Source organism: Vibrio sp. Vb0667 (genome assembly GCF_033391095.1).
In genome coordinates, this window is record NZ_JAWPOL010000008.1 from 76,010 (window position 1) to 89,322 (window position 13,313).

The window sequence follows — 13,313 nt, forward strand, 5'->3', positions numbered from 1 at the left end:
CTAATCTCCCTTAACCTAGGCTAATTTGAACGTCAACGCCCGCAGCAAGGTCTAGACGCATTAGAGCATCAACAGTCTTGTCTGTTGGCTCAACGATGTCGATTAGACGCTTGTGAGTACGGATTTCGTACTGGTCACGTGCTTTCTTGTTAACGTGTGGAGAGATAAGAACTGTGAAACGCTCTTTACGAGTTGGCAGTGGGATTGGACCACGAACCTGTGCGCCAGTGCGCTTAGCTGTTTCAACGATTTCCGCTGTAGAAGCATCGATTAGTTTGTAATCGAAAGCTTTTAGGCGGATACGGATACGTTGGTTCTGCATGAGACAGAGCTCCAAATTTAATAAATTACACAAACAATATCGCCACTCAAACTCGTCGAGACGAGAGAATGCCGATTGATTTATGTGAAACCGTAGCATCCAAGATTAGGACGCATTGTCAGTTAATTTTCGATTAACTATCCCTATATACCAAAGTCACCTTTGAGGATAGTTTTTCCGAAGAAAAGATAGCTAATTGTATTAACCGCGAACATAAGCTGAGTATACATTACCTCACAAATCCTTAGATTTGCTCGCTCCTCACTGCTCATTGGTTCACAACTGGCTTAACCAGTGCGCTGCATTATACAGATCACACTTTAGGTTGCAAGCGCTGAGTGAAAAATAATCGGGAATATTCCAAACCCCATACATTCCTCTTCGCTTGGTAGCCATTAAAACAAAAAGGACGCCGAAGCGTCCTTTTCTAAACTGTAATCGTAATAGCGGCTGCTATTATTTCTTACCGCTTGATAGTGCACCGAAACGCTTGTTGAAGCGATCAACACGGCCGCCTGTATCAACGATACGTTGCTTACCAGTGTAGAATGGGTGACACTTGTCACATACGTCTAGGTGGATAGACTCTTTACCTAGAGTAGAGTTGAACTCAAAAGAGTTGCCGCAAGAACAAGTCGCTTTTACTGCTTTGTATTCTGGGTGGATACCAGCTTTCATGGGATAACCTCAATAGTAGGCCGTGTCGCTATACGAATCTAAGCCGCACACCACACGCAATTAATAATAAAATGGGATACCGCATCAACTAATTGCCGAAGCCATATCTCAAGGCGCGATATAGTAAAGAATCACATTGCTCGGATCAACACATTTGGCAACTTTTTCGCCACTTTTTTAGCCAGACTAATCATAGAGGCACGATTCACGCTGAATCGCATTGCTTTACTCGAATTTCCATACCGATTTTAATAGACTCTCATTTCCTTTCCCTCTTTTTTAATAGCTAAGAATTTATGCGTCCAACCATTGCTAGAGTGGCATTACCCGTTCCGCTCGACAAACAATTTGATTACGCCATTCCGGGGCATCTGTTTCCGATCATTGGTGGACGCGTTTCCGTGCCTTTTGGACGCCAAACCTTAGTCGGCATCGTCACCGCAATGGTTAATCACTCGGACTTTCCCAAAGATCAACTCAAGCCAATCAAAGCAGTTCTTGATTCTCAGCCGATATGGTCTGAAAAGCTTTATTCGTTGCTGACTTGGTGCAGCCAGTTCTACCAATACCCACTTGGAGATACGCTACACAATGCGATGCCAGCAGCTCTACGTAAAGGAAAGCCTGCAGATTTTGCGACGCTACAAGAGTGGCAAATTACCGAATCCGGTAAAGACAAGCTGATGCAAGGGCTTGATCGTCGAGCGGTCAAACAACAGAAGGTCTTGCAAATGTTGGTTAACGGCGCTTTGCCTCACCAGGAATTTGTCGACCAAGAGATAGCCTCAACAGTACTAAAGTCTTTAGAAGAGAAAGGCTGGATTGAACGTATCGAGAAGAAGCCTGTAATCACCCAGTGGGGACAGCACGTTGAATGCGACGTCGAAAAGCCAAAGCTCAACCACGAACAAGCGCTGGCTATTGCGAGTGTAAATAGCCAAACAGGTTTTGCCTCCTATTTATTAGAAGGCGTCACGGGCTCAGGTAAGACAGAAGTGTACCTCAACCTTATCAAGCCAGTTTTAGAGCAAGGGAAACAAGCCTTGGTTTTAATACCAGAGATTGGCTTAACGCCCCAAACCATCAACCGCTTTAAACGCCGTTTTAATGTGCCAGTTGACGTCATCCACTCCGGGTTAAACGAGACGGAGCGTCTGAATGCGTGGCTTTCTGCACGCGACAAAGCGGCCGGAATCATTATCGGCACACGCTCTGCCCTACTCGCGCCTTTTGCTGATCTCGGGATTATCATTGTGGACGAGGAACATGACACCTCTTACAAACAGCAAGATAGCTTGCGTTATCATGCACGCGATGTTGCTGTAATGCGCGCTCATAAAGAACAAGTTCCGATTGTTCTGGGCTCAGCCACACCTGCACTGGAGACATTGCACAATGCCTTGTCAGGCAAATATCACCATTTAACACTAACCCAACGAGCTGGCTCTGCCGTGCCAACCACTAATAAAGTGTTAGATGTAAAAGGTCAGTATTTAGAAAGTGGCTTATCTGCCCAACTGATTGCCGAGATGCGCAAGCATTTAAAAGCGGGCAATCAAGTAATGTTGTTTCTTAACCGTCGAGGCTTTTCGCCCGCTTTGATGTGCCATGAATGCGGTTGGATTGCAGAATGTAAACGCTGTGATGCGTACTATACGTTCCACCATTACAGCAACGAAATACGCTGCCATCACTGCGGCTCACAACAACCGGTGATTCATCAATGTCAGGGGTGTGGTTCAACCCAATTGGTTACCGTCGGCGTAGGAACGGAACAACTCGAACAACAATTGGCTCAGTTATTTCCAGAATACAACGCCATTCGCATCGACAGAGACAGCACACGTCGCAAAGGTAGTTTGGAAGACGCCCTTGAATCGATTCGTAAAGGTGAACATCAAATTCTGATTGGCACCCAAATGCTAGCTAAGGGGCACCATTTTCCAAATGTAACGCTCGTTGCTCTTTTGGATGTTGATGGCTCTCTCTATAGTAGTGACTTCCGCGCTTCCGAGCGACTAGCGCAGTTGTTTATTCAAGTCGCAGGTCGTGCCGGCCGCGCAAGTAAACCTGGCGAGGTTATCCTACAAACCCACCATCCTGAGCACAGCTTGCTGCAGGCCCTGCTTCAAAAAGACTATCGCCACTTTGCTATGACTGCTCTGGAAGAACGCAAATTGGCTCAGCTTCCGCCTTATAGTTTCTTGACTCTGTTTAAAGCAGAGGCGAACCAAAGTGAGGTAGTTGAAGACTTCCTGCGTCAGGTTCGCTTTACGTTAGAGTCACACCCTCTGTTCGATGATTCCTGCATGGTGTTAGGCCCTACTCCTTCACCTTTGGCCAAGCGGGCTGGTAAATACCGTTGGCAACTATTACTGCAAACTCAGCATCGTTCATTGATGCAAAAGTTATTAACCAGTGCCAAACCTGCTATTGAGTTGTTGCCAAATGCTAAGAAAGTACGCTGGAATTTAGACATAGAACCACAAGATCTCAGCTAGCAAACGTTTAACTATGTAATGAATTACCATTTAATGTGACTAGAATCACACCAAGATTACAATTTTTGTTAAACAGACCGTAACTTTCACTTTAGAAATGAATAGACTATCCAAATTAGAAAAGTCTAAAGTGACTTGTTTGCACAGGCTTAGATTAAACAATGACTATTCCCACAAATTGATATCGCGGTGAAGAATCCATTTTCCCACTCGTTAACACGAACTGAGCGAAGAGCAAATACAGCTCTAACTCGGTTTGATTACTCTGATTTCAAACCGGAATAACGTCATCTTGGCAAAAAATAAATGAGAGGTTAAAAACTATGGCGACAATGAAGGATGTTGCCCAGCTTGCGGGAGTGTCTACGGCTACGGTATCTCGAGCCTTAATGAATCCAGAGAAGGTCTCTTCTTCTACAAGAAAGAGAGTAGAAGATGCCGTACTTGAAGCGGGTTATTCTCCAAACTCATTGGCGCGTAACTTACGTAGAAACGAATCAAAAACCATTGTTACTATCGTTCCCGACATCTGTGATCCTTATTTTTCTGAAATTATTCGCGGTATTGAAGATGCAGCCATGGAACATGGCTATCTAGTCCTGCTGGGCGATAGCGGACAACAGAAGAAACGCGAAAGCTCTTTCGTTAACCTCGTATTTACTAAGCAGGCAGATGGAATGCTACTGCTTGGTACAGATCTACCATTCGATGTCAGTAAGCCAGAGCAAAAGAACTTACCTCCGATGGTAATGGCGTGTGAATTTGCGCCAGAGCTCGAGCTTCCGACAGTACATATTGATAACCTGACCTCAGCATTTGAAGCGGTGAATTACCTGACCCAATTAGGTCATAAACGCATTGCTCAAATCTCTGGACCAGATACAGCAATATTGTGTCAGTTCCGCCAGCAAGGCTACCAACAAGCCCTGCGCCGTGCCGGCATCAATAAAGATCCACAATATAGTGTCATTACTGAGTTCTCTTTTGATGGCGGAGCAAAAGCCGTTCGTAAACTGCTCGAATTGCCAGAACCACCAACGGCTATTTTCTGTCACTGTGACACAATGGCCATCGGCGCAATTCAAGAAGCGAAAAAGCTTGGCTTACGAGTACCGCAAGATCTCTCTGTTGTGGGCTTTGATGACATTAACTTCGCTCAGTACTGCGATCCACCGTTGACCACCATCTCTCAACCTCGCTATGAGATTGGTCGACAAGCGATGCTAATGATGCTCGAGATGTTAAAAGGCCACGACGTGCATTCAGGCTCGCGTCTGCTTGAAACTAATCTCGTCATTCGTGGAAGTGCAGCGCCACCACAGCGCCCTTAACCTAAAGATTAGGTATTCATCCCCAAAGCGGTGCTAAGGCGCCGCTTTTTTATTTACCCCTCCTGCTTTTTGTATATCCCCGAATAAATATAAGCGAGAACAGAAACACACTCCTACACTCGGGCGTTGTCGCGCTTTAGCTATCAAGATTCTATCAATAGGGTGTTTTCTCAACTCGTTCTGGATTAACATATTTGCAAGAATCCTTGATGACCAGAAATAACCGTGGCAAATAGAGATTATGTAAGACGGGGGCGAGGCGCCCCAAAAAAGTCGACAAAAAAACAGCCGCCGAGAAGAAAAAAACCTTGGCGCAGTGGCCTGCTCGCTATCTTGCTCGTGGGCGGTTTTGGCTATGGTCTTTACCTTTTGAGTAGCGACCCAGAACCTAAACAACCAGTCGTGAAGCAGCCAACAACCACTGTAAGCAAACCAAAGCCGAAAAAAGACTTGCCGCCACCACCAGAAGAAAAATGGGAATATGTTGAGTCACTACCGAAACGTGAAGTTGAAGTTGTGGCTAAAGAAATTGAAGTTTCTAAAATTCCTTACATCATGCAGTGTGGCGCGTACAAAACCCAGGCACAAGCCGAAGAGCGTAAGCTTGCAATCGCGTTCCAAGGGATGTCGAGCAAGATTCGTAAGAAAGAAGGCAGTTCATGGTATCGCGTGGTGCTAGGTCCGTATAAGTTCAAACGTGATGCAGAACGTGACCGTCATAAACTGCAACGCGCGAAAATCGAGCCGTGTGCGATTTGGAAAGAAAATCTTTAAACTCAGGCCCTAGGAGCTAAGATCCTAGGGCCTTTCTTTTTGCCCCCTTGAATCCCCATTTCTCCTCCCCCATATACTGAATTAAATCCAAAGAGAAATAATCAAGAGGTCGACTGTGACTACCATTGTATCTGTACGTCGAAATAATAAAGTCGTCATCGCGGGTGATGGCCAAGTATCTCTAGGCAATACCGTAATGAAAGGTAATGCGCGCAAAGTTCGCCGCCTATACAACAACCAAGTACTAGCGGGCTTTGCCGGCGGTACTGCGGATGCCTTCACCCTTTTTGAGCGCTTCGAAAGCAAACTGCAAATGCACCAAGGTCACCTAACCAAAGCGGCAGTTGAGCTAGCCAAAGACTGGCGTAGCGATCGTGCTTTGCGCAAGCTCGAAGCCTTACTTGCCGTTGCCGACGAAACCGCATCGTTAATCATTACCGGTAATGGTGATGTCGTACAGCCAGAACACGACCTGATTGCGATTGGCTCTGGTGGTGCTTACGCACAAGCTGCCGCAACCGCCCTACTAGAAAACACAGATCTAGATGCCCGTGAGATCGCGGAAAAAGCTCTCAATATCGCGGGTGATATTTGTGTCTTCACTAACCATCACCACACGGTAGAAGAGCTAGACTCAACAGCAGAGCCTGAAAAACCAACCGCGTAATCGTAACGAAGTAAGGAAAGAATATGTCTGAAATGACGCCTCGCGAAATCGTTCATGAATTGAACCGCCACATTATCGGTCAAGAAAAAGCCAAGCGTTCGGTTGCGATTGCACTTCGTAACCGCTGGCGCCGCATGCAGCTTGAAGAAAGCTTGCGTGCCGAAGTGACGCCAAAAAACATCTTGATGATTGGTCCTACTGGTGTTGGTAAGACTGAAATCGCACGACGCCTCGCAAAACTGGCAAATGCCCCTTTCATCAAAGTTGAAGCGACAAAATTCACCGAAGTGGGTTACGTTGGTAAAGAAGTTGAAACCATCATCCGTGACCTAACAGATGTCGCTGTGAAAATGACGCATCAACAAGCGATGGAAAAAGTGAAATTCCGCGCAGAAGAACAAGCGGAAGAACGCATTCTTGATGCGCTACTGCCACCAGCACGTGATAGCTGGGGTCAAGCAGAGCAAACAGAAGAGTCTTCTCACACTCGCCAGATCTTCCGTAAGAAACTGCGTGAAGGCCAACTAGACGATAAAGAAATTGAAATCGACGTAGCCGCACCACAAATGGGCGTAGAGATCATGGCGCCTCCTGGTATGGAAGAGATGACTAACCAGCTGCAAGGCATGTTCCAAAACCTAGCTGGCGACACCAAGAAAAAACGTAAGCTGAAAATCAAAGACGCAATGAAAGCGTTAGCGGAAGAAGAAGCGGCGAAACTGGTTAACCAAGAAGAGCTGAAAGAAGCAGCGATTTTCAACGTTGAAAACAACGGCATCGTATTTATCGATGAGATCGACAAGATCTGTAAACGTGGCGAGAGCTCAGGCCCAGACGTTTCACGCGAAGGTGTTCAGCGCGACCTACTTCCATTGATTGAAGGCAGCACGGTATCAACCAAGCACGGCATGGTAAAAACAGACCACATTCTGTTTGTTGCATCTGGTGCATTCCAAGTGGCAAAACCATCTGACTTGATCCCAGAATTGCAAGGTCGTCTACCAATTCGTGTTGAGCTAGAAGCACTAAGCAGCAACGACTTCAAACGCATTCTGACAGAACCAAAAGCCTCTCTAACAGAGCAGTACGTTGCGTTGATGAAAACGGAAGATGTGGACATCGAATTCACAGAAGACGGCATCACGCAAATCGCGGAAGCGGCATGGACGGTCAACGAAAGCACAGAAAACATCGGTGCTCGTCGCTTACACACCGTAATGGAACGCTTGATGGATGAAATCTCTTACGACGCAGCGGAGCAATCTGGCGCTAAATTCGTTATTGATTCCGCTTATGTGAAAGCGCGCCTAGGCGACACGATTGAAGATGAAGATCTAAGCCGCTTTATTCTTTAACCGCAATCTATCCCACCAAAGCCCAGAACCTTGTTTCTGGGCTTTTTGTTTAGAATGGCGGTGACTTTGACAACATCTAAATCAAAAGCTCTCGTCATTCTAGCGAGCTTAAGCGAGACTAAGAATCTGCTAACAGCAAACGCCTTTCTTTCCCACTCGCCTTCACCACCGCACAATCGGACGATAGATTCTGAATCACACTCGTTCCTCGCTGTTCAGAATGACGGTGACTTAGACAAAATCTAAATCAAAAGAGCTCGTCATTCTAGCGAGCTCAAGCGAGACTAAGAATCTGGTAACAGCGGACGCCTATTCTTTCCCACTCCCCTTCACCACCGCACTATTGGGACGATAGATTCTGAATCACCTCGTTCCTCGCTGTTCAGAATGACGGTGACTTTGAAAACATCTAAATCAAAAGACCTCGTCATTCTAGCGAGCTTAAGCGAGACTAAGAATCTGCTAACAGCAAACGCCTATTCTTCCCCACTCACCTTAACCACCGCACAATCGGATGATCGATTCTGAATCACACTCGTTGTTCAGAATGACGGTGACTTTGACAATACCTAAATCAAAAAAGATCTCGTCATTCTAGCGAGCTCAAGCGAGACTAAGAATCTGGTAACAGCAGACGCCTATTCTTTCCCACTCACCTTAACCACCGCACAATCGGATGATCGATTCTGAATCACCTCGTTCCTCGCTGTTCAGAATGACGGTTACTGTGACAACACCTAAATCAAAAAGATCTCGTCATTCTAGCGAGCTCAAGCGAGACTAAGAATCTAGTAACAGCAGACGCCTATTCTTTCTCTCTCACCGTAACACTTCACAATCGGATGATAGATTCTGAATCACACTCGTTCCTCGCCGTTCAGAATGACGGTGACTTAGACAACATCTAAATCAAAAGCTCTCGTCATTCTAGCGAGATCCAGCGAGACTAAGAATCTGCTAACAGCAGACGCCTATTCTTTCCCACTCACCTTCACCACTGCACAACCGGACGATAGATTCTGAATCACACTCGTTCCTCGTTGTTCAGAATGACGGTGACTTTGACAACATCTAAATCAAAAGACCTCGTCATTTTAGCGAGCTCAAGCGAGACTAAGACTCAGCTAACAGCAAGCTCCTATTCTTTCCCACTCACCTTCACCACAGCACAACCGGATGATAGATTCTGAATAACCCTTTGACTTCTAGTTGAGTTGTTTTAGGTCAATAGCGTATCTGCCTCTTTGTGCTTATACTGGGCACATTGGTTACTAGCACGAAATTTCCATGAAACAATCTCTACAGATCTGGCTTGAAGCCGCTCGTCCAAAAACATTACCTCTGGCATTGGTCTCTATCTTAACAGGTAGCGTGCTCGCGTACTCGGCGGGTCATTTCTCACTGACGATTGCCATCATGGCTTTCGTAACCGCGACATTGCTGCAAATTCTGTCCAACCTGGCAAACGACTATGGCGATGCCGTTCAAGGTACAGATAACGACAAACGCCTCGGCCCATTACGAGCGATGCAGTCAGGCGCGGTAAGTGCGAAACAGATGAAACAGGCGATTATCTTTAACATCGCTCTGACCGCCATTTCAGGCTTGGTGTTGGTTTTCTATTCACTAAGTTCACTGGAAAGCATTGTCACTTTTATCGGGCTGGGAATTCTGGCCATTCTCGCAGCCATTGCTTATACCATGGGTAGCAAACCATACGGTTACGTGGGGCTTGGCGATATTTCAGTTTTCTTGTTTTTTGGTTTACTCGGCGTATCCGGTACTTATTTCTTGCATACTGGTCACGTAGATACCACGCTATTCTTACCTGCTCTAGGCTGCGGTTTACTCGCCGTTGCAGTACTCAACATCAACAATATGCGTGATATCGAGAACGACCGAGAGTGTGGTAAACGCACAGTCGCAGTGCGATTGGGTCAACGCAAAGCCAAGCATTACCACTTTGTTTTACTTGGCGGTGCTATTCTTGCCTTTGCGGCTTACTTGTTAATTCAAGACAAACCCGTTTGGATTAGCTTGCCATTTTTACTTAGTATTTATTTCGTGGCCGATCATGGTAAAGCGGTTTGGCATACACAAAAGCCCGCTCAGATAGCACCAATGATGCCAGTCATCGTGAAATGCTCTTTAGTCACCAACGTTTTGTTTGCAACAATTGTGGTAGCTCAAACTCTAGTAAGTTAAAAAAGGATTGTCATTGCATTGACTTAATGCCTAGATATACTCAAAGACAACCAATTTCTGTTTAGAAAGGTACGCTATGGAATACAATACCTCAGCACTCTGTGATATCTACCTCGATCAGGTAGATGTGGTTGAACCAATGTTCAGTAACTTTGGCGGTCGCGCTTCATTTGCCGGGCAAATCACCACCATCAAGTGTTTTGAAGATAATTCGTTGATCCGCGAGACATTAGAGCAAGATGGACTTGGTCGCGTTTTGTTAATTGACGGTGGCGGTTCCCTACGTAAAGCCCTTATCGATGCAGAAATCGCAACCATTGCGGAAGAAAACGAGTGGGAAGGCATTGTCGTTTACGGCTGTGTTCGTGAAGTAGATGAACTTGAAGATATGAACTTAGGCATTCAAGCCCTCGCTTCTATTCCTGTTGGAGCGACCAGTCAGGGGATTGGCGAATTGGATGTACCAGTCAACTTTGGCGGCGTCAGCTTCTTACCTGAAGATTATATTTATGCTGATAGCACCGGAATTATCCTGTCGCCTGAACCATTGAATATTGATTTAGAGTTGGATGAAGAAGCATAGCGAGTCTTAGGTGTCTAAGTTATAGGGTCTTCTCTTGGCTCTTAGCGCCTAGCCTTGTCTTAACATTTTCTACTTCCCTAAAACACAAACACCCGCTTAACGCGGGTGTTTTTAATTTGGAATGAAGAAGCCGAATTATTCCACTTCGTCCATTTTGCCAAGTAGTGCACGAATGCGCTCTTGCCATTGTGCGTGCTCTTGCTGTGCTTGTTGTGCTTTTTGCTCTAGCTCTTCACGTTGAGAGCGAAGCTCGTTCGCTTCTTCCGCAAGTTTAGCTTTATCTTCTTTCAGCTCTTCGACTTCCATCTGAAGAAGAGTGATTGTGTCAACTGCAGTTTGAATTTTAGATTCTAGTTGTTCTAGTACTTCAAAAGACATCTTGGCCTACCTATGTTATTCCGTTGGGACGATGTGCGAGATTGATGCACACCTAACCTATATAAGGTTCATTCTACTCAGCGTCGCGATGAGAAACACTCACTATATTCGATATTTTGCATCATTCGGTCAAAAAATCAGCGCAATCTCACTAAACGCTGACTTTTCTTGTCGCCGAAGCATTTTTGAGCAAGGATTTTGCGTCTCGCTACGCTGAAAATCGCCCTAAGTATTGATCAAATTCAAGTTAGATAAAGTAAAAGCCTCGCAAAAAGGCAAACGTTTACTCGACCTTGTGATAGAATCGCCGCGCAAATTCTTCTTCCCTCTTGCTTACTTGGAGACATCATGAAACGCGATTTAGCAATGGCATTTTCCCGTGTGACTGAAGGTGCAGCTCTGGCTGGTTACAAATGGCTTGGCCGTGGCGATAAAAACGCAGCCGATGGCGCAGCTGTTGAAGTTATGCGCACGCTACTGAACAAAACAGATATCAGTGGTGAAATTGTCATTGGTGAGGGTGAAATCGATGATGCGCCAATGCTGTACATTGGTGAGCAAGTGGGTATGGGTGGTGATGAAGTAGATATTGCAGTCGACCCGATTGAAGGAACGCGTATGACGGCAATGGGACAATCGAACGCACTAGCCGTACTTGCCGCAGGTGAGAAAGGCAGCTTTCTTAAAGCGCCAGATATGTACATGGAAAAACTGGTTGTTGGCCCTGGTGCAAAAGGCGTAATTGACTTAGAAAAGCCGTTAAAAGAAAACCTAGAGAACGTAGCAAAAGCCCTGAACAAGCCACTTGATACCCTAGTCGTTATTACCCTTGCGAAACCTCGCCACGATAACGTTATTGCAGAAATGCAAGCAATGGGCGTGCGTGTCTTTGCGGTGCCTGATGGTGACGTGGCTGCCTCTATTCTGACTTGTATGCCAGACAGTGAAGTGGACATGATGTACTGTATTGGTGGCGCGCCAGAAGGGGTAGTATCAGCGGCGGTAATTCGAGCGCTAGACGGTGATATGCACGGTCGCCTGCTTCCTCGTCACGAAGTAAAAGGCGATACTGAAGAAAACCGCATTTACGGCGCAGATGAACTAAAACGCTGCGATGAAATGGGCGTAAAAGCGAATGTTGTCCTCAAAATGGAAGACATGGCTCGTAGCGACAATGTGGTATTTTCAGCTACAGGCATCACTAAAGGTGACTTGCTGGAAGGTATCTCTCGTCAAGGCAATATAGCGACCACAGAAACGCTGCTCGTGCGCGGTCGATGCCGTACTATTCGTCGCATTAAGTCGACTCACTACCTAGATCGTAAAGATCCAGAAGTACGCGATATTATTCTTTAAGCATTTCCCGAGGCTCTAGCTCAATCTGAGTTTGAGCCTTTCTTTCCGCACAGCCGGACAGTAGATTCTGAATCACCTAGTCCCTCGCCGTTCAGAATGACGGAGACTTTAATAAGCTCTAAATCAAAAGAACTCGTCATTCTAGCGAGATCCAGCGAGACTAAGAATCTGGTAACAGCAGACTGCTATTCTTTCCTGGTCACCTTAACCACTGCTCAACCGGACGATAGATTCTGAATCACCTCGTTCCTCGCTGTTCAGAATGACGACATATATTGACTCATATGAACATAGCGCCTACAAATCCACACTCAAATTAAGTCAACACTTTTCTTTACTAACCCTATCGCGCATAATATGTACTGACGTATAAATGGTGGGTATATGAAGACCGTAGATAGGATATTGCAAATCGTTAAGCGTGATGGCTCCGTCACTGCAAAACAACTCTCTTCTGAGCTAGGGATGACAACCATGGGGGCTCGTCAGCACCTGCAAAGTTTAGAAGATGATGGCATTCTTTCTATCCATGACGTAAAAGTAAAAGTCGGTCGCCCTGCTCGTCATTGGTCTCTCACTCAAAAAGGTCATGAGCAATTTGCTGACCGTCACGGTGAGTTGACTATTCAGTTTATAGAAGCTGTCGAACATATCTTTGGCAAAGATGGACTGGAAAAAGTCACATCAGAAAGGGAAAAACTCACGTTACAAAGTTATCGTCAGCATCTTGAGCAATGCGACTCTCTGCAAAGCAAACTAGAAACACTCGTCACATTAAGAGAGCAAGAAGGCTATATGGCAGAGCTCGAGAAAGATGAGAACGGATTCATCTTGATCGAAAATCACTGTCCGATTTGTAAAGCCGCAACTCGCTGCCCAAGCTTGTGCCAATCAGAATTAAGTGTCTTTCAGTCTTTACTTGGACGTGACACCAAAGTAGAGCGTACCGAACACATCATTAGTGGCCAAAGACGCTGCGTTTACCGCATCCAACAACTGCAGTAACCACCACAACCAAGCATCGACATGCCGCACTTATTCAATCTCAAGCTTGAAAGCTTCTCTTATAAGTGAGACGGCTGAAGAATTCATCCTCTCTCCTCTTTCTAGTGGTATAGGCTTTTAGTAACTAAAGGCAATTTCCATAAGGATTTGGAGAGCAT

Annotated in this window: 12 protein-coding genes; 9 read left to right on the plus strand and 3 right to left on the minus strand. The window is 45.8% G+C overall.

Going from position 1 to position 13,313, the window contains the following annotated elements; genetic code table 11:
- Positions 1-10: 10 nt before the first annotated feature.
- Positions 11-322 carry a 30S ribosomal protein S10 gene (gene rpsJ, locus R8269_RS10820; protein ID WP_004410492.1) on the minus strand — a complete coding sequence of 104 codons (312 nt, stop codon included), beginning with the start codon at positions 320-322 and terminating at the stop codon, positions 11-13.
- A gap of 456 nt (positions 323-778) precedes the next feature.
- The gene (gene rpmE, locus R8269_RS10825) at positions 779-1,000 is read right to left on the minus strand and encodes a 50S ribosomal protein L31 (RefSeq protein WP_005379546.1); all 222 of its coding nucleotides are present in this window, start codon (positions 998-1,000) and stop codon (positions 779-781) included.
- Between the two features lie 296 nt (positions 1,001-1,296).
- On the opposite strand from rpmE, the gene priA reads away from it, so the two are divergent.
- From priA to rraA, 7 genes are all read left to right on the plus strand, one after another.
- On the plus strand, positions 1,297-3,501 hold the full coding sequence (gene priA, locus R8269_RS10830; protein WP_258458310.1) for a primosomal protein N': 2,205 nt from the start codon (positions 1,297-1,299) through the stop codon (positions 3,499-3,501).
- Between the two features lie 302 nt (positions 3,502-3,803).
- The gene (gene cytR / locus R8269_RS10835; protein ID WP_254901949.1) at positions 3,804-4,832 is read left to right on the plus strand and encodes a DNA-binding transcriptional regulator CytR; all 1,029 of its coding nucleotides are present in this window, start codon (positions 3,804-3,806) and stop codon (positions 4,830-4,832) included.
- 225 nt (positions 4,833-5,057) lie between these two features.
- Positions 5,058-5,606, plus strand: coding sequence for a cell division protein FtsN (gene ftsN / locus R8269_RS10840; RefSeq protein ID WP_017820300.1), 549 nt, complete (start codon positions 5,058-5,060; stop codon positions 5,604-5,606).
- Between the two features lie 115 nt (positions 5,607-5,721).
- Complete coding sequence (hslV, locus tag R8269_RS10845) at positions 5,722-6,273, plus strand: ATP-dependent protease subunit HslV (protein WP_005379541.1); 552 nt, start codon at positions 5,722-5,724, stop codon at positions 6,271-6,273.
- A 23-nt stretch (positions 6,274-6,296) separates the two neighbouring features.
- Complete coding sequence (gene hslU / locus R8269_RS10850) at positions 6,297-7,628, plus strand: HslU--HslV peptidase ATPase subunit (RefSeq protein ID WP_025768349.1); 1,332 nt, start codon at positions 6,297-6,299, stop codon at positions 7,626-7,628.
- Between the two features lie 1,287 nt (positions 7,629-8,915).
- Positions 8,916-9,833, plus strand: a complete 918-nt coding sequence (locus R8269_RS10855) for a 1,4-dihydroxy-2-naphthoate polyprenyltransferase (RefSeq protein ID WP_005379538.1) — start codon at positions 8,916-8,918, stop codon at positions 9,831-9,833.
- A gap of 76 nt (positions 9,834-9,909) precedes the next feature.
- On the plus strand, positions 9,910-10,416 hold the full coding sequence (gene rraA, locus R8269_RS10860) for a ribonuclease E activity regulator RraA (protein ID WP_005379537.1): 507 nt from the start codon (positions 9,910-9,912) through the stop codon (positions 10,414-10,416).
- A 135-nt stretch (positions 10,417-10,551) separates the two neighbouring features.
- On the opposite strand, the gene zapB is transcribed toward rraA, so the two are convergent.
- A complete protein-coding gene (gene zapB / locus R8269_RS10865; RefSeq protein WP_005379536.1) occupies positions 10,552-10,794 on the minus strand; it encodes a cell division protein ZapB in 243 nt (80 codons plus the stop codon).
- A 348-nt stretch (positions 10,795-11,142) separates the two neighbouring features.
- On the opposite strand from zapB, the gene glpX reads away from it, so the two are divergent.
- Positions 11,143-12,150 (plus strand): class II fructose-bisphosphatase, encoded by a 1,008-nt coding sequence (glpX, locus tag R8269_RS10870; protein ID WP_005379534.1) that lies wholly within the window; start codon positions 11,143-11,145, stop codon positions 12,148-12,150.
- A 384-nt stretch (positions 12,151-12,534) separates the two neighbouring features.
- Complete coding sequence (locus R8269_RS10875) at positions 12,535-13,155, plus strand: helix-turn-helix transcriptional regulator (RefSeq protein ID WP_005379532.1); 621 nt, start codon at positions 12,535-12,537, stop codon at positions 13,153-13,155.
- The last annotated feature ends 158 nt before the right edge of the window (positions 13,156-13,313 follow it).